A 22,307-nucleotide genomic window follows, 5' to 3' on the forward strand; every position below is an offset into this window, starting at 1 on the left:
CTTACGGTTTCAATTCTGTAAATTTTTGGTCCAAGTCAAAAGCTTTCTTTACTTTTTCAACCGTAATTTCATCTGCAACGGAGAATTCCGCTGTCTGTTTGATATTTAAGGAAGAAGCACCGACCAAAACTTTGTAGGTTCCGGCTTCGGCAATCCAGGCGCTTTTGGTTTCTAAAAATGAGGCCAGATCTTTTGGAGCCAAAATAAAAGTCAATGTCTGGCTTTCACCCGGTTTTAATTCTTTGGTTTTGCCAAAAGCTTTCAATTCTTCTTTTGGTTTGTCAATAGATTTCGACGGAGCAGCAAGATAGACCTGTACGACTTCTTTTCCGGATGTTTTTCCGGTGTTTTTTACGGTTACGGAAACTGTCATTTTATCTTTATAAACCGGAGTGCTTACTTTCACATTCGAATAGTCAAAAGTTGTATATGAATTTCCGTAGCCGAATTCGTAAGATGGTTTTATGTTAAAAGTACTGAAATAACGGTATCCCACATATACTCCCTCTTCATAAGTCACTTCTTTTGGATTATCGACAGGAATTCCCGGAAAGTTTTTGGCTGAAGGCGTATCGGCATATTTCACCGGAAAAGTCATGGTCAGTTTTCCCGACGGATTTATTTTCCCTGAAACGACATCTGCAACAGAATGTCCGCCTTCCTGTCCCGGCTGCCAGGCTAATAAAATAGCATCTGCTTTATCTTTCCATGATGCTGTTTCGATTACTCCGCCGATATTTAAGATCACCACCACTTTTTTTCCTTTGGCATGAAAAGCTTTTGAAATTTTATCCAGCATTTCAAGTTCTTCAGTGGCCAGATTAAAGTCATTATCAACAACTCTGTCGTTAAACTCTCCAGAGTTTCTTCCCAAAGTCACGAATGCAATTTCAGAACCTGCCGCTTTTTTAGCGATAAAAGCATCATCCAATTTCAATTCAGGAAGTCTTTCAGGCAAAGCCATAACTCCTTTTTCTTTTCTTCTTTCCTTTTCAGCAAGTACTTCTTTATCAGCGTACGGTTTATACAAATCAACTAATTCCTTATCTAATTTGTAACCTGCAGCATTTAAACCTTCTAAAAGGGATACCGTGTGTTTGTTATTTACGCTACCGCTTCCGGTTCCGCCTGTAATCCACGCATAGGACGTAACGCCAAATACAGCAACTTCTTTTTGTTTGTCGGCAAAAGGTAATGCACTATTGGTGTTTTTAAGCAAAACTATTCCCTCAGCCGCTGCATTTCTGGTTACCTCGGCATTTTTTGTTAAATTAGGTTTATCGCTGTATTTGTATTTTGCAAAAGTTGGGGTGCGGAAAATATATTCTAAAATTCTTTTTGCATTTGTATTTGCCACTTCCTGAGAAAGTTTTCCTGAATTTAAGGCTTCTAATAATGCTTTTTTCTGTACCGGAATTCCTGGCATCAAAAGATCGTTTCCTGCAATCATTTGTTTTACTACTTCAGAATTTGAACCATCTTTAATAGTTTCAAATCCCGGAAAACCACCAAACCAGTCTGTCATTACAATACCCTTAAAACCCCATTCGTTTCTTAAAACTTCCGTCAGCAAATCTTTTCTGGCAGAAGTATATTCGCCGTTAAGTTTATTGTAAGATGACATTACAGTCCACGGCTGCGATTCTTTCACTGTGATTTCAAAACCTTTTAAGTACAATTCCCGAATCGCTCTTTCAGATACATGCGCATTAATTGTTAAACGGTTGGTTTCTTCATTATTAACCGCAAAGTGTTTAATCGAAGTTCCCACACCCTGCGACTGAATTCCGTTTACGATTGCTGCTGCCGTTTTTCCTGAAATCAGCGGATCTTCAGAATAATATTCAAAGTTTCTCCCGTTTAAAGGATTTCTGTGGATGTTTAAAGCTGGTGCCAATAAAACGTCAACACCATATTCTTTTACCTCATTACCCATTGCTTTTCCAACTTCTTCCAAAAGCGCTTTATTCCAGGTCGAAGCCAAAGCCGTTCCAACCGGAAATGCCGTTGCATAATAGGTTTTTGTATCATTATCTCTGGTTGGCTGGATTCTTAAACCCGCTGGGCCATCGGCAACAACTGTGGCCGGAATTCCGAAACGCTCAAAAGCAGCAGTCCCGCCGGCAGCTCCCGGAACCAACCCTTTTTTAGAATCTCCAATAGGACCTGTAAGTACTTCTATTCCCGGCATTCCGGTTCCGATAAGCAGTTCTGCCTTTTCTGCATTGGTCATTTCTTTGATGATCGCGTCAATTCTTGTATTGACAGAAAGTCGGGTATCTTCCCACGGGTCTAATTTTCCGTTTTTATTGGAATCTCTAAACGTAAAACCTTTAATAGTCAGTAACGGTGGTTCGTTTCCATCATGTGGAACGGTGGTAAAGGATACATTAGAAAGCACCAACGCGGTCAAAAGCGATACTCTCGCTGTTTTTATAATTTTGTGTTTCATGGTAGATAGATTAGTGTAAAAGTCTGTTTCATTTGAGCTGCTCTTTCAATCTGTTTCAGGATTAAAAAAACCATTGCTTCATTATGAAGCAATATTAATTACAATTTCTCATTTCAACAAATAAATTTTGTATAATTTTAATTATCAAACAAATAGAACTAAAGAATACAATAAAAGCTAAAAATGCAATCTATAAATGATTTATCAAAATGGAGCCTAAAAAAGGCTATTTCGTTTGCGTAAAATATTGAAATTAACAGAAACTTTAATTTTACTTCACAAAAAACAGCTGGCGAAAAGTCCTGTAAATAAAAAACTTTATAAACCTGTTTTCTTTCTATCCGTTTAAATTGTAAGAAAAAATACATACAATTTGACTTATAGCTTTCAAAAAACTAAATTTGGAAATACTTCTTTCCCATGGAATTCAAAAAAATACTTGAACAGCACTCTGAAGAGTCCTGGAATAAATATATTCCGACGCTTTCTATAGACTGCGTTATCTTCAGTTTTCACGAAACGACGCTTCAGGTGTTGACGATAAAAATGAAAGGTCAGGAGCGTTGGGGACTTCCCGGCGGCTATGTCAGAAAAGACGAAAATGTAGATGATGCTGCGATACGTATCCTGAAAGACAGAACCGGAACTGAAAATATTTACCTGCAGCAATTTTATACTTTCGGAAATTTAAACCGTTCTGAAAGTGCTTTTGAGGAATATGATGACAAACTTTGGAACAAACAGCGTTTTGTTTCCATCGGGTATTATGCTTTGGCTGAGTATACGAATGTGAAATTAGTCATCGATCAGTATTCTACTGCCTGCGAGTGGAAATCTATTGCCGAGCTGCCCGAATTCATGATGGATCACAGAACCATTTTCGACAGGGCTTTACTGACACTTCGGGAACAACTAAACAATCACCCGATTGGTTATAACCTGCTTCCTGAGAAGTTTACAATGCCGGAGCTTCAAAAATTATACGAGGCCATTTTAGAAAAAAAATTAAACCGCGGAAATTTCTACCGAAAAATTCTGCGTTACGATATCCTCACAAAACTGGAAGAATCACGTAAAGGCGGTGCGCACAAAGCACCTGATTTGTATAGTTTTGATCTGGAAAAATACAATGCTGCTTTAAAAGAAGGTTTAAAAGGAAGCTGGTAAACACATTTATTAACCATGTAAGTGATTTAAGTTCATTAAAGTTTTTTTCTACAGATTAAAAATATTTTTATTTCTCGCGGATTGGGCAGATTGCTTCGCCTGTTCGCTATCACTCGGGTTAGCAGATTTTTTTTTCTCATTTGGTGTCATTTCGACGAACGAGACTCGAGCGGTAGCCAACAGACGAAGTAAATCACACTCGTAATCGACAAAGATTGGCAACTTTCTTTGCGCAGTTTCTAGTGTGATTTCTCCTTCTTCGAAATCACAACTTTGGAATAAAAAAAGCTTTGTCAAAGTTTAAAACTTCAACAAAGCTCTTAAAAAAAATCTATTTTCTTTACTCTTTACTCTTCACTCTATACTCTCTACTCTATACTCTATTTTCTCTACTCATTTTCTTTACTCTATTTTCTTTACTCTATATTCTTTACTCTATTTTCTTAATCAACAGCAATCGGCGCGGCCAGACAACTTTCCGGAATATCAAAAGCATCCACCAATGATACCGCATCGGGACGAATATCCCAACAAAGCTGATTGACCATTTTACGGATGGCTTTGGTTTTTACTGCTTCCATGTAACCGTCTTCGAGATACCAGCCTTTGTTTTTTTCTATTTGAGAAAGTGCAAATAATTGATATAATTTGGTCAGTATTAATTTTGAATTTTCATCTTCAACAGTTTTTACTGCTGCCTGAAATTGTTCTAATACAATTCTTTCCAAATAAGCCTGAGCGACATCAATCATCTGATGTTGTACCACATTAAAAGCATCATAAGGTTCTAAACCGCCATCGACCAGTTTTTTGATACGTCTTGCTGCCGATGCCAGAATTGTTTTTTCCCTGTGAATAAATGCCTGCAAATGAAATTCGGAATCAAGCAAATGTTCGTCATCTGTTTTACGTGTGGCTATTGGATTTTTCTCAGCAATAGCCGTTTTTGCATTTTCATACACATAATTGATGATTCCTAAAGACCCCATTTCACCAAAGGCTTTTCGGAATTCTGATAAACGGTTTTTAGCTACCAATTGCATCAGAACGGTATTATCTCCTTCAAAAGTGGTATAAATTTCGGTATCGTTTTTTAAGGCATCAATCCGGTTTTCAGACAGATATCCTTTTCCTCCGATAGCTTCGCGGCATTCCTGCAAAATATCCCGGGTGCTCCAGGTCGAATAGGATTTCATTCCAGCCGCCAGAGCTTCGATTTCCTGCATTTCCGATTCGGTTCTGTTCAGAAAACGGTTTGTCAGGTATTGTAAGGCAAAATGTACCGCGTAGGTTTTGGCTAAGTGCGGCAATAAGCGGCGCTGATGCATGCGGTAATTTAAAATCGGGACTTCAGAACCGTTTTCGGGACCAAATTGCCTGCGCTGATCACTGTAGCGAATGGCAATTGTAAGTCCTGATTTAGCTGCTGCCAGAGCCGAACGCGGAATCCCGATTCGTCCTCCTACCAAAGTTCCCAACATCGTAAAAAAACGTCTGTTGTCACTCGGAATCGGACTTTCGAATTCCCCTTTATCGTTTACAGAAGCAAAACGGTCCAGCATATTTTCTTTTGGAATCTCCACCTGATCGAAACTAATCGTTCCGTTATCCACACCGTTTAATCCCATTTTATGGCCGCAATCGCCAATGGTAATTCCTGGTAACGTATTGCCATTTGTATCGCGCAAAGGCACTACAAAAGCGTTTACACCGTAATCATGACCGTCAATAATCAGTTTGGCGAAAACCGTTGCCATCTGTCCGTGAACGGCTGCATTACCGATGTATTCTTTTTGTGCATTTTTGTTAGGCGTATGAATCGTAAAAGTCTGATTGCTGTGATTGTAAGTTGCCGTAGTTTCAAGCCCTTTTACATTGGAACCGTGATGTGTTTCGGTCATGGCAAAACAGCCCGGAAGCTTCAATGAACCAATATCTTTTAAATATTTTGCGTAATGTTTGTCTGTTCCTAACGACTGAACGCTCATTCCCCAAAGTCCAAACTGAACGCCAAATTTGATTACGAGACTTAAATCGTGATAACTCAGGGTTTCCATAATAGCAAAATAATCGGCTATGTTTTCTCCTCCTCCATATTGCTTTGGGTACGCCATATTTCCGAGATTTTCTTCGGCTAAAACTTTACACCAGTTGTAAACGGTCTGACGATATACATTAATATCTGTTGAAGTTTCGTAAGCGAACTCCGGTCTTGAAATTACCGATTTTACCTTTTTGATAATCGCAGCTTCTTTACCGTCTAAAAGTTCGGTGATTTTCTGAATGTCAAAAGTACTGTTGGTCTGGGAACTGGCCGTAAAAGACTCCGCTTTCGTTTTGAAATTCTGAATGACTTCCTCCCCTAAAACCCCCAGATCATTTTCGAGTTTTGTAAAATCAGGCTTTAAGGCTGAAACATCCAGATGGGTATCCGAGAGTGCCACTGCTATATCAAAAACAGATTTTATGGAAGATTTATCTTTAATGCTTTTCTCTATATCCCCTTTCCATTCAGCGAGTTCGTTTCGCGAAGGCGGATTGGAAATATCAACTTTTGAAAGCAAATAGTGCTGTTCTTCGGTCGAAAGAAAAGTTAGCGAAGTAATAAATTCACGTAAAGTCGCAAACTCTTTCTGTGTCAGAAGATCGTCGGACCATACCAGATAAAACAAAGGAATAAAGGCTTGTAGTTTCGTATTTTTCATAAAATAATATTGAGCAGTTTTGGAAATTAAATTGCAGCTGTCTTTTCGTAAAACAAAAAAAAACAGAAATGAAAAATAATCATTCCTGTTTTAATATGCTGTTAAGATTCTGGTAATTTTATCGCTTTGAGCTTATGTGTTTTTAGTTGACGGCAAATATTTTTCTTTCAGGGCGAAAAGATGATGCGAATTAAATACCAAAACGGCAATGAAAATAATACTGTATGCTACAATCTGTAAGCTTCCGATCTGTTCGTTAAAAACAAAGGCAGCCAGCGCAAAAGCAATCATCGGATTGATATTTAAAAGCATTCCAACCGTTGAAGAATTAAGTCCTGAAAGCGCGTATAAATTCAGAAACAAAGGAAAAATCGTAAAAAGTATGGCAATGGTTTCGATACAAAAATAAAACTTGAATTCTGTGGGTACCGGTCCGCTGTAAACCGGATAAAAAGGCAACAAAACCAATCCGGCCAACGTAATGTGAAACGTGAGTATAATAAATTTATCAAATCCTTTATTGACACGCTGGCTTACCAAATAAGCTGCGTAGGTCAAACCAATTACAATACTGAAAACCATATCCATAATATTGGTGTAGGATAAAAGCAAGCAGCCTGAAACGCTAAGTCCAACGGAAGCCCACTGTGTTTTTGACAGCTTTTCGTGCAAAAGAAAATAGGCCAGCAACGTGGTTAAGATCGGACATACCAAATACGCCAGGGATGTCGCTTTAACACTCACATGATTCATGACATAAATAAACGTAAACCAATTGGCCATTAAAAAGAAGCTGCCTCCGAAATTCAATAACAGGGTTTTTCTTTTTTCTGCTTTTGACAGGGCTTTAAAATTCCCGATTGTTTCCCTGATGCTTTTTCTTTTAAAGATAAAAGCAATCAGCAGCATCAGAATAGCACAGCTAAAAACCCGGTTGAACAAAATATCTAACGAAGGGTATTCATGGATCGGTTTTAGGACAAGGCTAAAAAATCCCCAAATGGTGTAAGCGGTAATCGCAGCTAAATAATATTTTGTTGTTTTCACGGGGTTTGTTTTTGGTTAATTTTTCTGATGAAGCAAATTTCATAAAAATAATACAGCAATACAGATACAGTTTTTGTAAATTGCACCATAACAGTTTCTTTTATGAAAAATTCAAATTACTTATATCTTCAGTTTGCGGACCGAATTGAAAAGCAGATCAAATCGGGTGTCCTGAATGTGGGGGACAAACTGCCTTCTATTCGGGAAGTCTGTTCGGAAACGGGTTACAGCATGAGCACAGTGAGTAAGGCTTATTACGAAGTCGAAAGCCGTTCCCTGATTGAATCACGGCCGCAATCCGGGTATTATGTGAGTAATACTTCTGCAAGAGTAATTGCGGAACCGAGTTCAAGCAGTCCGGTTTCAAAATGCCTGAATATTGACCGCGAAGATTTAATCGATCAGGTTTACGGCAATATGACCGATAAAAATATAACCATGCTTTCACTTGGTTTTCCTTCGAATGAACTTCTTCCTATTGCGAAATTAAACAAAGGAATGATTCAGGCCATGCGTTCTTTGCCCAATAGCGGAACGAGTTATGAGGAAGTGCAGGGCAATCCGAACCTGAGACGCGAAATCGCCAGATGGTCTTTTACCTGGGGCGGATCGCTTACCGAAGAGGATATCATTACAACGCCGGGCTGTACCAGTGCTATTTCGCACTGCCTCATGACGCTGACTAAACCGGGAGATACTATTATTATCGAAAGTCCTGCGTATTTCGGATTGCTGCAACTATCAAAATCATTGGGGTTATATATTATGGAACTGCCGACCAATATGACCACAGGAATAGAACTGGATGCCGTAAAAAAAGCCATTTCCACCAAAAAAGTAAAGGCCTGTGTGCTCATGAGCAATTTCAGCAACCCTTCCGGAAGCATGATGCCTGTTGAACACAAAAAAGAAATTGTCCGATTGATGGAATTTTATAATGTTCCTTTAATTGAAGACGATATTCACGGTGATTTGTATTTTGGCTCCAGCCGTCCGACCAATTGCAAAACGTATGACGAAAGCGGTATTGTGCTTTGCTGCAGTTCGGTATCCAAAACACTGGCTCCGGGCTATCGCGTGGGATGGGTCTCGCCGGGAAAATTTAAAAAGGAAATCCTGAGAAATAAAATCTATCATACACTCTCCTCTCCGACCATCACGCATGAGGTTGTGGGTGATTTTCTTAAAAACGGGCGCTATGAGAACCATCTCCGAAAAATTCGTCAGATTCTGAACCATAACTGCAATAATTATATCAACACGGTTCTGGAATCTTTTCCCACGGGAACAAAAGTGAGTCAGCCGCAGGGCGGTTTTTTTCTTTGGATAGAACTGGATAAAAAAATAGATACCGCCGATTTTTACCATTTGGCCATGAAGCATCATATTAGCATTGCCCCGGGCCGTATTTTCTCGTTTCAGGATCAGTTCTCGAATTGCATGCGTCTGAGTTTTGGCCTGCCCTGGACCAATGAATTACGACAATCGATTCAGACTTTGGGCAGGTTGCTTCATTCATATTAAAAAAAGGTTGCCACGAATTGCACGAATTTTTACAAATCAGTACGATGAAATAATTCGTGAAAATTCGTGTAATTCGTGCAATTCGTGGCAAACAAATCCATAAAATTAATCTACTCTATAAGTTTTGAATATAAAGTCACACCTACAAGGTTGAAAAAACCTTGCAGGAATTACAGCAAATAAAAAACCAGACAACACAAATACATGCATTGTCTGGCCAATAATTAAAATTGACTAACATTAATTATAAAACATAATAGGTATTCTTGTCTACTTTTGCCGGTTCTGCACTAAGATTAAATTCTTTAATGATATCAAATTCGCTTTGATATTCGTTTAGCATCTGCATGATGTTTTTTTCGATCGTGTTCGAAATAGCCGTTACCGGAGTATCTGTCGGTCTGTTTTCGAAAGGATCCTGCAAGTGAATCGCCATTCTCTCAATTAAAAAGAAGGCTCCGGCAATAGCGGTAATCAACGGAATAGCAAACCAGCTTAATACACTGATTAATCCGAAAGGCAATAGCAAAATAAACAAACACAAGGTCAATCTGATGTACATACTGTATGTTGTTGGAAAAATGGTATTTTTAATACGCTCACATTTTCCCATGGCATCACATAATCTGGACAAAGTATTATCAATTTCTACCTGCTGATACATGTTGATATGCTTTGTATTTTTAGCATTTCGAAGATCTTTGGCGTGAAGCATTAAAATGGCATTTGGTATGTTTTGATGATTTTTTACAAAACGCAATTCTTCTTCACTGATTAAACCTTCAATTGGTGTGATGGCATCTCTGTTTCGTAATGCCTGACCTAAACTGTAACACCATGCAATTTGCCTTTTTGCGAAATTTTCTTTGAACTCGCTTGCTTCAACAGAAAAATCAGGATCTTTATAAAAAGTCAATACCTGACGGATCAACGTTCTGGAATCGTTTACAATGGCGCCCCAGACAATACGTGCTTCCCACCATCTGTCGTAGGCCTGATTGGACTTAAACGCTAATAATAAGGATATAATCGTACCAATCATTGTTGGTATTGCTATTGGAATATCTACGGGAAGGTTTATAAAATAATTGTGGAAAATTTCAAACAAAATTGTGTAAGCCAGCACCAGGCCTAATTCTACTTTAATTTTTCCGAGAACGTACTTCATTGGAATTCTTTTCTTTAATAACATATTTTCGGTTTTAAATTAAACTTAGCTGTTTTTGAAATTGGTTATTAGACCATTTCATACAATGACAATACCGGAAGCCCGAGTTTATCGTTGACGTTTTCTTTTTTGGATTTTTTGAATTTGATTTTTTCGCCTTTGCGTGTTTCCACCAGCAAATCGATGTCGTACTTTGAAATTGCTTCCGATAAATAAGGCGCAAATTGTTCGTAGTTATCGTCAAAATTAGCGGTCTGGCTTACGATTTCATAAGAGAAATTCTGGCTCAGAAACTGCTGAACATCTTTAACATGCATATTTGCATTACTGTTTTCGATGTAAAGTGCTTTATTGAAATCATCCCTGAGCGCTTCTGTTCCTAAATGTAAAATAGGACATCTCTGATTTCCGGCTAATTTTACCAGATATTGATGAATACGTTTTGTTTCTTGTTTATAAGAAGGCGTCAGAATGACCAGTTTCACATCAAAAGCATCAATGATTCCTTTGAAAACCGGTGATGAAAGTCCGTATTGGTTGTGCACTTTTATTTTGCAGTTGTCCGTATGCCCGATAATATAACGGCAGGTATCCAGGACTTCTTCCTGGCTTGCAGTCAGGCCAACTCTCATTTCACGCAAAAACTGTGAGGATGAAAAAGAATCAGGAGCATCTGAAGTCATCATTAAGACGATTTCACAATTGGTATTTTTTGCCTGATTTACAGCTGACTTAACAGCGCTGATCGTATCTTCTTTTAAAGTAGTGGGTATAAGGAAATTTTTCATAAGTATAATTCTTTAGTTTATACATACAAAATAACTCCCCGCAAGTTAGAAGGGTCTTAATTTAAAATTAGAATTTCCTAAGATTCAACATTAGATTTTTTAATGTTGGATTTTCTGCTGTTGTCCTTCTTAAAAATAATGGTCACAATAGTTCCTTTGTTTTGCTCCGACTGCACCTGTATTTCTCCGTCATGCATGCGGATAATCTTAGAGGCCAGAGGAAGTCCGAGACCATACCCTATGTATTTGGCAGCAATTTTCCCTCTGAAGAAAGGCTCGTACAGGTGTGGAATATCTTCCGGCGGAATTCCGATTCCGATATCGTTGATCGCGATTTTAATCCATTCGTTAGTAGCGGAAAGCGATACAAAAACCTCATTATTATCGGAGTATTTTACGCCGTTGGTAATAATATTATTGATTGCCAGCTCCAAAAGAGGCTTGTTACACGGAATCAATAATAAATTGGAATCTTTAGGTGCAAAATTAAGTTTGATACTCACGCGGTTATCCGGATAAATTTTATCCAGATCTGATTTTACATCCATCAATAATTCATCAATTCGGGCAATATCGAGGACCTGTTTTTTCCCGTCATAACCGGTTTGCGTCAGTTTGAGCAGACTCTCGGTCAGGTTTCCTAATCGTGATGCCTGGCTGTAAATGTTTTCCAGGGACTGAATGTATTCCGGTACTTCCCTTTCTTTCAGCAGCATAATCTCGGACTCTGCAATAATAGTCGTAATAGGCGTTTTTAACTCGTGAGAAGCGTTATTGATAAAATTCGCCTGTATTTCAAACGAAGTTTCAAGACGGTCCAGCATATCATTAAACGTTTCCGTAAGATCTGAGATTTCATCTGAATTTTTGACTTCAGGCAGCCTGTTGTGAAGATTGGAAGCGCTAATCCTGTTGACTTCCTTCGTAATTCTTGCAACCGGATTGATGACGCGTTTTGCCAGAAAACGCCCTAAAAAGAACGCCAGAAAGACAAATGCAATACCGCCAAAAAGCATGATTTTTACGATGTAAATGGTTGTTGTAGTCCCTTTTCTGTCCCGTGCACCGACAATGACGATATATTTTTGGTGGTTTTCGGTAAAGACCTGACCCAGGTAATACTTATTGTCAATTTCAAAAAAATCCCTTCCGGTTTTTAAGACGTTGGTATAAAAATTATTCGGCAGATTAAGGTTGGTATTATAATCAAAACTGTTGGCGCTGTTGATGCGAAGCACAAATTCTTCTTCCTCGATAAGTTCTTCCAGACCATTCTTTTTAAGGTTGCGGTAATATTTGATTTTTTCAGGATCTTTCTGAAAATGAATAGACGCTACAATCTTAGCCCTGTCTTCTAATCGTTTTAAGAAGTAATAGCGGTTATTTTCCCGAAATAAAACAAAAACGACAATACACAATAATAATGTACTAAAAGTAGAAAGCGCGACGTACGTAACGGTAATTTTTTTTCTTATATCCATAATTAAGGCTGTATCACATAACCTAAACCTTTCATAGTGTGAATAAGCTTGGTTGCAAAAGGTTTATCTATTTTTTTTCTTAAATAATTGATATAAACGTCCACTACATTAGTATTCATATCGAAATTTATATCCCAGACATTATCTAAAATCTGGTCTCTGGATACAATTCTGCCGCTGTTTTTGGCCAGATAGTAGAGTAACTTAAATTCTTTGGCGGTTAAAACAATCGATTCACCTTCTCTTTTTACGGTTTTGGCCCTTCCGTTTATTTCCAGGTCGCTGATGATGATGGTATCTATTTTTTCCGTGTCCTGATTGGCTCTTCTGTTTAAGGCATTTACCCTCGCATCGAGTTCTCCAAACTTAAAAGGTTTTACTAAATAATCATCGGCTCCGGCATTGAGGCCTGTTACGATATTTTCTGACGTTCCAAGTGCTGTTAAAAGCAAAACAGGCACAAAATTTTTACTGGCCCGCAGTCTTCTGCAAATTTCAATTCCGTTGATATCCGGCAGCATTACATCTAAAATCACCACATCGAACGTATAATTATGAATCATTTCCATAGCGGTTCTGCCGTCAAGCGCAACACTTACTTCATTATTATTTTCAGCAAATCCCTTCCGTAAAATGGATAAAAGATTTGGTTCGTCTTCGACTATTAGTAATTTCATATCAATATATGTATATACAACAAAAATAAGAATTGAGTTCAGAATACAAATCACAATAATTTATTATTATGAATTTATTATGACTAAAAGCACTTTAAAATTTAAATATTAAATTATTCACGGTTAAATTCTTATAAATTCATTTACATTTTAAAAATAACAACCGGAAACGCATCAAATAGCGACGTAATTATTATCTTTTCACTCTCAAATAACGATCAAAAAGCATTGAAAAAGCAATCCGAATATTTCCTTGATAAAGAATACGATACCATTACTTATGGCAGAGACGATGCTAATTTCAAGGATTTTGAATGCTGCATTTTCAATAATTGCAACTTCTCGGCCTGTACTTTTTTAGCCGTTACCTTTATCGATTGTGTTTTTAATGACTGCATTTTCAGTGAGGCCAAAATTAATTATGTTGCGTTCAGGACAGCGACTTTTAACCGTTGTGAAATTAAGGAAGTTAATTTTGCCATGTGCGACAAACTGATCTTTGAAGTTCATTTTTATGACTGCGTTTTAGACTTTTCAAAGTTTTACACTTTAAAGCTGAAAGGAACTACTTTTACGAACTGCAGTTTAATTGCGGTAGATTTTATGGCCACCGATCTGACAAGCGTACTTTTTGACAATTGTGATTTATACCGTGCCGAATTTGATAAAGCGATTGCCAATAAAGCTGATTTTAAAACCAGTTTCAACTATACTATTGATCCTTCCAAAACCAAACTGAAGAAAGCGGTTTTTGCTTTGAAAGAGGTTAAGGGATTGCTGTTTAAGCATGATGTTATTGTGCATTAATTACAATAAAAGATGCTGCTTTTATTCTGATTAAATCTAAAAACGCTGTAATTTCATGACTTGGAGGAATTCTTTCTTTAATTATTTAGTTTTAATATAAAATTCACGCAAAGACGCAAAATCGCCAAGTTAAAAAGTAAGTACAAACTTTGCGATTTTGCGTCTTTGCGAGATTATAATTTAAAGTTTTTTGCCTAAATAAAAACAATTAGGCAAGTCTTATTTAATTCACAATCGTTTCTCCATCACATAATCTTCCATCAAATAACCGTTCCCTATGTCGATGTTCACTTCATCAACAATTTCAAAACCTATTTTTTTATAAAAGCCTAAAGCAGAATTAAATCGGTTTACATTTAAAACTAATGCTGTGGAATTGTTATCTGAAGCTAATTTTCCAATTTCATCAATAACTTTTTTACCAATTCCTTTTCCTTGTGTTTCAGGTAACAGGTATATTTTATGAATCTTGGTTACTGTTTCTCTATTATAATTATGTTCTATTCCGATAAAACCTAAATTAGTTCCATCTTCATAAATCATATAAAACAATTGCTCTTTTTTATTGTATTGAAGTGTTAGCGCCTCATTCGAATAAAAAAGACCTAACATATAAGCTAATTGTTCTTTTGATAGAATTTTGCCATACGTAATGGGCCATGTAATATCTACTATATTTTGAATTTGCTTAATATCACTAAGGGCTGCTTCTGAAATTGTAATCATATGTATTCTAAAAGTATTTTTAATTGGTGAAAATTTGATTTTCCTGTTCACTTACCCTTATAAAAGTGGTTCGTTTCGTCAATTCCTTTAATCTTGAAGCGCCTACATACGTACAGGTACTTCGTAAACCTCCTAAAATATCTAAAACCGTGCTTATCACTTTTCCTTTATACGGCACCTGGACTGTTTTTCCTTCACTTGCCCTGTATTCTGCCACGCCGCCGACATGTTTTTCCATTGCGGTTGTCGAGCTCATTCCGTAGAATTGTTTGAATTTCTCACCGTCAATTTCGATTAATTCTCCTCCACTTTCGTAATGTCCGGCTAACATGCCACCCAACATTACAAAATCAGATCCGGCGCCAAAAGCTTTGGCCACATCGCCGGGCGTGCTGCAGCCGCCATCGCTAATGATATGTCCGCCCAAACCGTGAGCTGCATCGGCACATTCTATAATAGCGGAAAGCTGCGGATACCCAACGCCTGTTTTTACACGTGTGGTGCAGACAGAACCGGGTCCGATTCCGACTTTTACAATATCGGCTCCGGCTAATAATAGTTCCTCCACCATTTCGCCGGTCACCACATTTCCGGCAATAATCACTTTGTCCGGATATTGTTTGCGGGTTTGTTTTAAAAACTGAACAAAATGCTCGGAATAGCCATTGGCCACATCAATACAAATAAATTTCAGCAATGGATTTGCGGTTATAACCTCACCGATTTTAGCAAAATCTTCTGTACCAGTTCCCGTGCTTATCGCAATATAATCGTAGAAATCCGGCGTTACATTTTTCAGGAAAGCATTCCACTCTTCCAGTGAATAATGTTTGTGAATGGCTGTAAAAAGTTTTTCTTTGGCTAAAACTTCCGCCATTTCGAAAGTCCCGACGGTATCCATATTGGCAGCCATAATCGGAATTCCCGTCCAGTTTGTAGTGCTGTGCAGAAACTTAAAATTTCGTTCTAAAGAGACTTCAGACCTGCTTTTTAGCGTCGATCTTTTTGGTCGAATCATTACATCTTTAAATCCTAATTTCAGATCTGTTTCTATTCTCATGGCTTTCAGTTTTCGTTACTCTCAAATATACAATTTTAGATTGTTGATTTTAGATTTAAGATTGCCAAAACTTTGTGATTCTTTGGATGCGGATGACACGGATTCGCTAAAGCGAAGACACGAATTTTTATTTTGAAATTTCACAGAGATTCTCAAAGATTCCCAGAGATTCGCAAAGACTTATTCTTAACATTGGAATTTGGAATTTTCAAATTGGAATTTTTATTTAAACTACCCGTGAATCGTCTCTCCTTTTCCGTAATTGCTTATAATCGATTCTTCGTAGGCCAGCCATTCTCTCCAGCGTTTTTCAACGTCAATGCCTACTCCGTATTTTCTGGCGTAGGTGATGAAAGTGGTGTAATGACCTGCTTCGCTTTCCATTAATTCCCTGTAGAAAACAGCTAATTCTTCGTCCTGGATATTCTCCGATAATACTTTAAAACGTTCGCAGCTTCTGGCTTCGATCATTGCAGAAAATAAGAGTCTTTCCACCAGACCGGAAACACGGCTTCCGTCGCCGCTTTTTTTCATATACAAGTACAATTCATTTACATAATCGTCTTTGCGCTCGCGTCCTAATTTTAGCCCTCTTTTGATGATTATATTATGAACCTGCTCAAAATGATCGATTTCTTCTTTGGCCAGAGCCAGTAAATCTTTCACCAAATCCTGATGCTCAGAATTATTGGTAATAATAGTAATCGCGTTTGTTGCTGCTTTTTGCTCGCACCAGGCGTGATCTGTCAGGATTTCCTCAATGTTTTTTTCTACAATATTGACCCATCTTGGGTCGGTTGGCAATTGTAATCTTAGTACGCCCATAGTCTTTTGTTTGTTTTGTTTCAGGTTTCAGGTTTTCTTTGTTTCAGGTTCTGTTAGGAACGAAAAAAGTTTAAAGTTTTGTTGTACGTTTTTTACGCGTTACAAAACTTTAAACTTGAAACTTTAAACCTGAAACTAAATTAATATACGAAAATCGGTCTTTCGCTCATCATTTCGTTTACTTCGTTGGCTACTTCCTCGATAAGTGCTTCGTTGGTGTGATCCGCCAATACTTTGTCGATTAGGGCTACGATAGTTTCCATATCTTCTTCTACTAAACCACGAGTCGTGATTGCAGCAGTTCCAACACGAATTCCAGAAGTGACAAATGGTGATTTATCATCAAATGGAACCATATTTTTATTTACCGTGATTTCTGCTTTTACTAATGCATTCTCTGCTTCTTTACCTGAAATATTTTTATTTCTTAGGTCAATAAGCATCATGTGGTTATCCGTTCCGCCGGAGATAATATTGTATCCTCTTTTTACAAAAGCATCTGCCATAGCATTTGCATTTTTCTGCAATTGCATTGCGTAAGTAAAGAATTCATCTTTAAGGGCTTCACCAAAAGCAACGGCTTTAGCAGCAATAATATGCATTAATGGACCACCTTGATTTCCAGGAAAAACAGCTAAGTCTAACAATGAAGACATCATTCTGATTTCTCCTTTTGGCGTTTTTAATCCTTGTGGATTTTCGAAATCTTTCCCCATTAAGATCAAACCTCCACGAGGTCCGCGTAATGTTTTATGTGTTGTAGTAGAAACAATATGACAATGTGGAATCGGATCATTCATTAATCCTTTTGCAATAAGACCTGCAGGGTGAGAAATATCAGCAAACAAGATAGCTCCTACGCTGTCAGCAATTACTCTGAAACGCTCAAAGTCCATATCGCGTGAATAAGCCGAAGCTCCTGCGATGATTAATTTTGGCTGCTCTTTAGTAGCAATTTCCTGAATTTTATCATAATCCAAACGACCTGTTTCAGCATCTACACCGTAAAAAACCGGTTTGTATAAACGACCTGAAAAGTTTACCGGCGAACCGTGAGTTAAGTGACCACCGTGAGATAAATCAAAACCTAAAATAGTATCGCCAGGGTTTAAACAAGCATGGTAAACTGCTGTATTTGCCTGAGAACCTGAGTGAGGCTGTACGTTTGCATACTCAGCACCAAATAATTCTTTAGCTCTGTCAATTGCAATTTGCTCAATAACGTCAACTACTTCGCAACCGCCGTAGTATCTTTTGCCAGGATATCCCTCAGCATATTTATTGGTTAAAACAGAACCAGCTGCTTCCATTACTTCATCACTTACAAAATTCTCAGAAGCGATAAGTTCTAGTCCGTGAATTTGTCTGTCTTGTTCCTCTAGTATAAGGTCAAAAATTTGTTCGTCGCGTTGCATTTTTTCGTTTTTCGTTAATTTCCTGCAAAAATACAAAAAAACGTTTGTCAAACTGTTAGATTATGATATATTTGACATAGAATTTTTCAACAAATAATTAACATTCACATGCCAATAACCGCCAACGATACCAAAAGAAAATCATGGTTAGAAGTACCGGAAAATAGTGATTTCCCTATTCAGAATATTCCGTTCGGTGTATTTCTTACCAAAGAAAATGTCGTTACAGTAGGAACACGAATTGGCGATTACGCTATAGATTTAGGAGCTTTACAACAATTAAACTATTTCGCAGGAATAGATTTAACGGATGATATGTTCATGCAGGACACGCTTAATGATTTTATTTCCGATGGAAAAAAAACATGGCGATTAGTCCGAAATCGCATCGCTGATATTTTCGATGCAACCAATCCACAACTTAGAGATTCAACAAAAGACCGCGATATTGTTATTTTCAAAATCGAAGATGTTGAGATGCAATTACCGGTTTTAATTGGTGATTATACTGATTTTTACTCCAGTAAAGAGCATGCTACCAACGTTGGGAAAATGTTCCGCGATCCAGAACATGCCTTGTTACCAAACTGGTTACATATTCCGGTAGGCTACCACGGAAGAAGTTCTACTATCGTTCCGTCCGGAATTCCGGTACACCGTCCAATGGGACAAACTTTGCCTGCCGGTGAAAAGTACCCTGTTTTCGGTCCTTCAAGATTAGTTGATTTTGAACTGGAAACCGCTTTCATTACAACCGACGTAAATATCATGGGAGAAAACATCCCTACTTACGAAGCCGAAGATTATATTTTCGGAATGGTTTTACTGAATGACTGGAGCGCGCGCGATATCCAGAAATGGGAATATGTGCCTCTTGGGCCTTTCTTAGCCAAAAACTTCGCTACCTCAATTTCTCCATGGATTGTGACTATGGATGCCTTGGAACCTTTCAGAACGAAAGGCCCGAAACAAGATCCGTCACCGCTTCCTTATTTACAGACGAAAGGAAAAAAAGCGTTTGATATTCATTTAGAAGTTTCTATAAAACCCGAAAATGCAGAAGAAACGATAGTTTCTAAATCAAATTTTAAATATTTATACTGGTCCATGAGTCAGCAATTGGCGCATCACACCTCAAACGGGTGTCGTATCAATTCTGGTGACATGATGGGTTCCGGAACTATTTCAGGCCCGACTCCCGACAGTTTTGGTTCGATGTTAGAACTTACCTGGGGAGGACAAAATCCGTTGAAATTAAAAGACGGAAGTGAACGCAAGTTCATCGAAGATAATGATACTGTTATTATCAGAGGCTTCTGCGAAGGTAACGAAGTACGAATTGGTTTTGGAGAAGTATGCAGTCAATTGCTGCCGCCTTTCATCAGACCATGAAGAGGAGATAAAATAGCTGAATAGATTTAAAAAATATAAAACCTTGGTTAGCGCCAAGGTTTTTTTATGCCTGTAAATAAAGTTTTTTTTATTTTGAATTACGCAAAGGCGCTAAGGCGCAAAGTTTATAATTTAAAAGCCATTAATTAATCGTGCTTTTTGTCATTTCGACGTAAGGAGAAATCGCACTCGTTAATCGACAAAGATTGACGACATTCAGTATGGACCTTCTAGTGCGATTTCTCCTTACGTCGAAATGACACAAAATGGAAAAAAAACTTTGCGATTTTGCGTGATTAAATTCAAAAACAAACTAAGCTGGAATCTGCTGGCTCAGGCAATGTAATGTTCCGAATCCCCAGATAAAATCAATACAGCTTATTCCAATCACTTCGCGATCCGGGAAACATTCTGACAATATATTCAAAGCCACACGATCGTTGCTGTCATTGAATGTTGGTACTAAAACACAATTGTTCAGAATTAAGAAATTAGCATAACTGGCCGGCAATCTCAATTCTTCAAAATCGACACGTTTTGGCATTGGCAAAGCTACAATCACCGGAGATTTTCCGTTTTCTAACTTCGCATTCTGCAAACGTTTCAGATTATCCTGCAACGGCTTGTAATTAGCGTCGTTTTTATCTGTTTCTACAATTGTTACAATGGTGTCTTCATTGACAAACCGGCATAAATCGTCAATGTGTCCGTGGGTATCATCACCTTCTATCCCGTCGCCTAACCAGATCACATTGGTAACCCCTAAATATTCCTTAAAAACCGCCTCGTAATCTTCTTTGGTAAAACCTGCATTTCTAACCTGAATAGTAGGATGCATCAAACATTCTTCAGAAGTTAATAAAGTTCCTTTTCCGTTTACATCAATGGCTCCGCCTTCCACTATTACCGGTTTTCCCTTGTACATTACCTGTGTTAAAGTAACATCAATAAAATCGGCCACCTTTCCGGGAACAAATTTATCAAGCTGGTAATTTTTATATTTCGCCCAGCCATTAAAGTTGAAATTCAGTGCTTCTCTTTTCGAGCCATTTTTTACGATAATCGGTCCGGAATCACGCATCCAGCTTCTGTTGGTTTTATGGATGATGAAAGAAACGTTTGCCACATTTACACGTGCCCGTTCCAGCATTTCGGCTACTTTTTCTTTTAGTTTTTCATCGGCTACCACCAAAAAAACGGTTTCAAAAGTGGCTACTTTTTTAATAAATTCCACAAAAGCCCACTGAACCGCATCGTATTTACCCGGCCAGTCGTTACCATTATGTGGAAAACACAATACAATTCCTTGTTGTTTTTCCCATTCTGCTGGGAATCTTCTATTATTTGTTGACATACAGCGTTTCTAAATTTGAAAGGGTACAAAGATAATGATTCGTAAGGATTATAAAACAACTGAAATAAAATCAAATTGGAATTCGATTAAATAGCTGTTGAAAATTAAGTTAAAGATTAAATAATACAACCTTAATATACAGCAAGATTCTGCCATTTACATTTGGCAAAACTAAAAAACCAACACATGAAAAAATTAAGTATCTCATTATTAGCAGCTTTAACTATAATGGCAAGCTGTAATAACGATGAAAATTCAAACAACCAAGAACCTGAAGCTGTTGTAAATGAAAATCCGGCTGCTTTTAAAGAAATTGGAAGCATTACCATAGGCGGAGAAGCGGCAGCTGAAATTTCAGCTTATGATGAAAAAACAAAAAGACTTTTTACGGTAAATAATAGCGGAACAAATCAGATTGACGTAATTGATTTGTCTGATCCGTCAAAACCATCCAAAATTGGAAAAATTGACTTAACTCCTTACGAAGGTGCTTCCAATAGTGTTTCAGTTTATGATGGAAAATTAGCTGTTGCGCTGGAATCTACAGTTAATAAACAGGGAAATGGAAAAGTGGTTGTTTTTAATACTTCCGATTACAGCCTGATCAAACAAATTACAGTTGGTGCTTTACCTGATATGGTTACTTTTTCGCCAGACGGAAAATTTATCATGACAGCCAACGAAGGCGAACCGAATACAGACTACTCCCAGGATCCAAACGGGACTATTTCTATTATAGAAGTAGCCAATAATTATGCCGTTACTACTTTAGATTTCAGTTCTTTCAGCACTCAGGCAGCGGCTTTGAGAAAAGACGGATTTAGAATTTCAACTTTTGCCAAGTCTTTTGCACAAGACATTGAACCTGAATATGTAACTATTTCAGATGATTCTAAAACGGCCTGGGTTACACTTCAGGAAAATAACGGTGTAGCAAAAGTAGATTTAACTTCTAAAACTATTACTGCTGTTTACCCTCTAGGCCTTAAAGATTTCAATACTGCTGCAAATGCTATTGACGTAAGTGATAAGGATGACAAAGTAGCTTTTAACCCATGGAAAGTAAAAGGAATGTTTATGCCGGATGCTATCAGTCATTTTTCTGCTGATAATGTACCGTACTTTGTTACGGCCAATGAAGGAGATGCAAGAGAATATGCTGCACATACCGATATTAAAAGAATGAAAGACATGACATTAGATGCAACCGTTTTTCCTGATGCCGCTACCTTAAAACTGGAAACAAATTTAGGAAGACTGAATCTTGTTGCCGATATGGGAGACACGGATGGAGACGGAGACTTGGATGAAATGGTAAGTTTTGGAGCACGTTCTTTCTCTATATGGAATGGGAACACGGGAAAAATAGTTTATGACAGCAAAAATGATGTTGACAAAAAGAGCAGTGAATTTGGTACTTATGACGATAAGCGCAGCGACGATAAGGGTTCAGAACCTGAAGCGGTAGTAGTGGCCAAAATGGGCAGTCAGAATATTTTATTTGTAGGTTTAGAAAGATCTGATGCTTTTATGACGTATGATGTAACCAACCCGGCTTCTCCGCAATATTTACAAACCGTAAAAACAGGTGATGCGCCAGAAGGCTTACTTTTTATTCCGGCTTCTAAAAGTCCAACAAAAAGAAGCCTGGTAATTGTAAGCAGTGAAGGTGACGGAACGATCAAAATTTTTCAGGCTGATTTGAAGTAAATTTTATCA

General features: G+C 37.8%; 17 protein-coding genes. 5 read left to right on the top strand and 12 right to left on the bottom strand.

Going from position 1 to position 22,307, the window contains the following annotated elements; genetic code table 11:
- Position 1 precedes the first annotated feature (1 nt).
- A complete protein-coding gene (locus D0817_RS05700) occupies positions 2-2,452 on the bottom strand; it encodes a glycoside hydrolase family 3 C-terminal domain-containing protein (protein WP_127337441.1) in 2,451 nt (816 codons plus the stop codon).
- A gap of 420 nt (positions 2,453-2,872) precedes the next feature.
- Here D0817_RS05700 and D0817_RS05705 point away from each other — a divergent pair, with 420 nt between their 5' ends.
- Positions 2,873-3,619 carry an NUDIX hydrolase gene (locus D0817_RS05705; RefSeq protein ID WP_127337442.1) on the top strand — a complete coding sequence of 249 codons (747 nt, stop codon included), beginning with the start codon at positions 2,873-2,875 and terminating at the stop codon, positions 3,617-3,619.
- A gap of 443 nt (positions 3,620-4,062) precedes the next feature.
- Here the strand turns inward: D0817_RS05705 and D0817_RS05710 are convergent, their stop codons facing one another.
- Positions 4,063-6,324 carry an acyl-CoA dehydrogenase family protein gene (locus tag D0817_RS05710; protein ID WP_127337443.1) on the bottom strand — a complete coding sequence of 754 codons (2,262 nt, stop codon included), beginning with the start codon at positions 6,322-6,324 and terminating at the stop codon, positions 4,063-4,065.
- Between the two features lie 132 nt (positions 6,325-6,456).
- Positions 6,457-7,371: an EamA family transporter gene (locus tag D0817_RS05715; protein ID WP_127337444.1), complete on the bottom strand. Its 915-nt coding sequence runs from the start codon at positions 7,369-7,371 to the stop codon at positions 6,457-6,459.
- 102 nt (positions 7,372-7,473) lie between these two features.
- Between D0817_RS05715 and D0817_RS05720 the strand changes: the two genes are divergently transcribed.
- A complete protein-coding gene (locus tag D0817_RS05720; RefSeq protein WP_127337445.1) occupies positions 7,474-8,895 on the top strand; it encodes an aminotransferase-like domain-containing protein in 1,422 nt (473 codons plus the stop codon).
- Positions 8,896-9,139: 244 nt separating this feature from the next.
- On the opposite strand, the gene D0817_RS05725 is transcribed toward D0817_RS05720, so the two are convergent.
- The 4 genes from D0817_RS05725 to D0817_RS05740 form a co-directional block, all read right to left on the bottom strand.
- The gene (locus D0817_RS05725) at positions 9,140-10,087 is read right to left on the bottom strand and encodes a bestrophin family protein (RefSeq protein WP_127337446.1); all 948 of its coding nucleotides are present in this window, start codon (positions 10,085-10,087) and stop codon (positions 9,140-9,142) included.
- 44 nt (positions 10,088-10,131) lie between these two features.
- On the bottom strand, positions 10,132-10,851 hold the full coding sequence (locus D0817_RS05730) for a hypothetical protein (protein WP_127337447.1): 720 nt from the start codon (positions 10,849-10,851) through the stop codon (positions 10,132-10,134).
- Positions 10,852-10,928: 77 nt separating this feature from the next.
- Positions 10,929-12,332, bottom strand: a complete 1,404-nt coding sequence (locus tag D0817_RS05735; protein ID WP_127337448.1) for a HAMP domain-containing sensor histidine kinase — start codon at positions 12,330-12,332, stop codon at positions 10,929-10,931.
- Positions 12,333-12,334: 2 nt separating this feature from the next.
- The gene (locus D0817_RS05740; RefSeq protein ID WP_127337449.1) at positions 12,335-13,009 is read right to left on the bottom strand and encodes a response regulator transcription factor; all 675 of its coding nucleotides are present in this window, start codon (positions 13,007-13,009) and stop codon (positions 12,335-12,337) included.
- A gap of 228 nt (positions 13,010-13,237) precedes the next feature.
- Here D0817_RS05740 and D0817_RS05745 point away from each other — a divergent pair, with 228 nt between their 5' ends.
- The gene (locus tag D0817_RS05745; RefSeq protein WP_127337450.1) at positions 13,238-13,816 is read left to right on the top strand and encodes a pentapeptide repeat-containing protein; all 579 of its coding nucleotides are present in this window, start codon (positions 13,238-13,240) and stop codon (positions 13,814-13,816) included.
- Between the two features lie 228 nt (positions 13,817-14,044).
- On the opposite strand, the gene D0817_RS05750 is transcribed toward D0817_RS05745, so the two are convergent.
- The 4 genes from D0817_RS05750 to glyA all read right to left on the bottom strand — a co-directional run bounded on the left by D0817_RS05750 (position 14,045) and on the right by glyA (position 17,842).
- A complete protein-coding gene (locus tag D0817_RS05750; RefSeq protein WP_127337451.1) occupies positions 14,045-14,542 on the bottom strand; it encodes a GNAT family N-acetyltransferase in 498 nt (165 codons plus the stop codon).
- Between the two features lie 19 nt (positions 14,543-14,561).
- A complete protein-coding gene (locus tag D0817_RS05755) occupies positions 14,562-15,602 on the bottom strand; it encodes a GMP reductase (protein WP_127337452.1) in 1,041 nt (346 codons plus the stop codon).
- A gap of 231 nt (positions 15,603-15,833) precedes the next feature.
- Positions 15,834-16,427 (bottom strand): MiaE family protein, encoded by a 594-nt coding sequence (locus D0817_RS05760; RefSeq protein WP_007810758.1) that lies wholly within the window; start codon positions 16,425-16,427, stop codon positions 15,834-15,836.
- A 140-nt stretch (positions 16,428-16,567) separates the two neighbouring features.
- Complete coding sequence (gene glyA / locus D0817_RS05765) at positions 16,568-17,842, bottom strand: serine hydroxymethyltransferase (protein ID WP_127337453.1); 1,275 nt, start codon at positions 17,840-17,842, stop codon at positions 16,568-16,570.
- Between the two features lie 108 nt (positions 17,843-17,950).
- Here glyA and fahA point away from each other — a divergent pair, with 108 nt between their 5' ends.
- Positions 17,951-19,234, top strand: a complete 1,284-nt coding sequence (gene fahA, locus D0817_RS05770; protein WP_127337454.1) for a fumarylacetoacetase — start codon at positions 17,951-17,953, stop codon at positions 19,232-19,234.
- Positions 19,235-19,547: 313 nt separating this feature from the next.
- Here fahA and D0817_RS05775 read toward each other — a convergent pair whose 3' ends face one another.
- A complete protein-coding gene (locus tag D0817_RS05775) occupies positions 19,548-20,588 on the bottom strand; it encodes an agmatine deiminase family protein (protein WP_127337455.1) in 1,041 nt (346 codons plus the stop codon).
- Positions 20,589-20,774: 186 nt separating this feature from the next.
- Here D0817_RS05775 and D0817_RS05780 point away from each other — a divergent pair, with 186 nt between their 5' ends.
- Complete coding sequence (locus tag D0817_RS05780; protein ID WP_127337456.1) at positions 20,775-22,298, top strand: choice-of-anchor I family protein; 1,524 nt, start codon at positions 20,775-20,777, stop codon at positions 22,296-22,298.
- Positions 22,299-22,307 lie beyond the last annotated feature (9 nt).

Source organism: Flavobacterium cupreum (assembly GCF_003996965.1).
In the GTDB taxonomy this organism is placed as follows: domain Bacteria; phylum Bacteroidota; class Bacteroidia; order Flavobacteriales; family Flavobacteriaceae; genus Flavobacterium; species Flavobacterium cupreum.

Coding starts and splice junctions, on each gene's coding strand:
- D0817_RS05700 (WP_127337441.1), bottom strand. CDS start 2,452: ATGAAACACAAAATTATAAAAACAGCGAGAGTATCGCTTTTGACCGCG.
- D0817_RS05705 (WP_127337442.1), top strand. CDS start 2,873: ATGGAATTCAAAAAAATACTTGAACAGCACTCTGAAGAGTCCTGGAAT.
- D0817_RS05710 (WP_127337443.1), bottom strand. CDS start 6,324: ATGAAAAATACGAAACTACAAGCCTTTATTCCTTTGTTTTATCTGGTA.
- D0817_RS05720 (WP_127337445.1), top strand. CDS start 7,474: ATGAAAAATTCAAATTACTTATATCTTCAGTTTGCGGACCGAATTGAA.
- D0817_RS05725 (WP_127337446.1), bottom strand. CDS start 10,087: ATGTTATTAAAGAAAAGAATTCCAATGAAGTACGTTCTCGGAAAAATT.
- D0817_RS05730 (WP_127337447.1), bottom strand. CDS start 10,851: ATGAAAAATTTCCTTATACCCACTACTTTAAAAGAAGATACGATCAGC.
- D0817_RS05735 (WP_127337448.1), bottom strand. CDS start 12,332: ATGGATATAAGAAAAAAAATTACCGTTACGTACGTCGCGCTTTCTACT.
- D0817_RS05740 (WP_127337449.1), bottom strand. CDS start 13,009: ATGAAATTACTAATAGTCGAAGACGAACCAAATCTTTTATCCATTTTA.
- D0817_RS05750 (WP_127337451.1), bottom strand. CDS start 14,542: ATGATTACAATTTCAGAAGCAGCCCTTAGTGATATTAAGCAAATTCAA.
- D0817_RS05755 (WP_127337452.1), bottom strand. CDS start 15,602: ATGAGAATAGAAACAGATCTGAAATTAGGATTTAAAGATGTAATGATT.
- D0817_RS05760 (WP_007810758.1), bottom strand. CDS start 16,427: ATGGGCGTACTAAGATTACAATTGCCAACCGACCCAAGATGGGTCAAT.
- glyA (WP_127337453.1), bottom strand. CDS start 17,842: ATGCAACGCGACGAACAAATTTTTGACCTTATACTAGAGGAACAAGAC.
- fahA (WP_127337454.1), top strand. CDS start 17,951: ATGCCAATAACCGCCAACGATACCAAAAGAAAATCATGGTTAGAAGTA.
- D0817_RS05775 (WP_127337455.1), bottom strand. CDS start 20,588: ATGTCAACAAATAATAGAAGATTCCCAGCAGAATGGGAAAAACAACAA.
- D0817_RS05780 (WP_127337456.1), top strand. CDS start 20,775: ATGAAAAAATTAAGTATCTCATTATTAGCAGCTTTAACTATAATGGCA.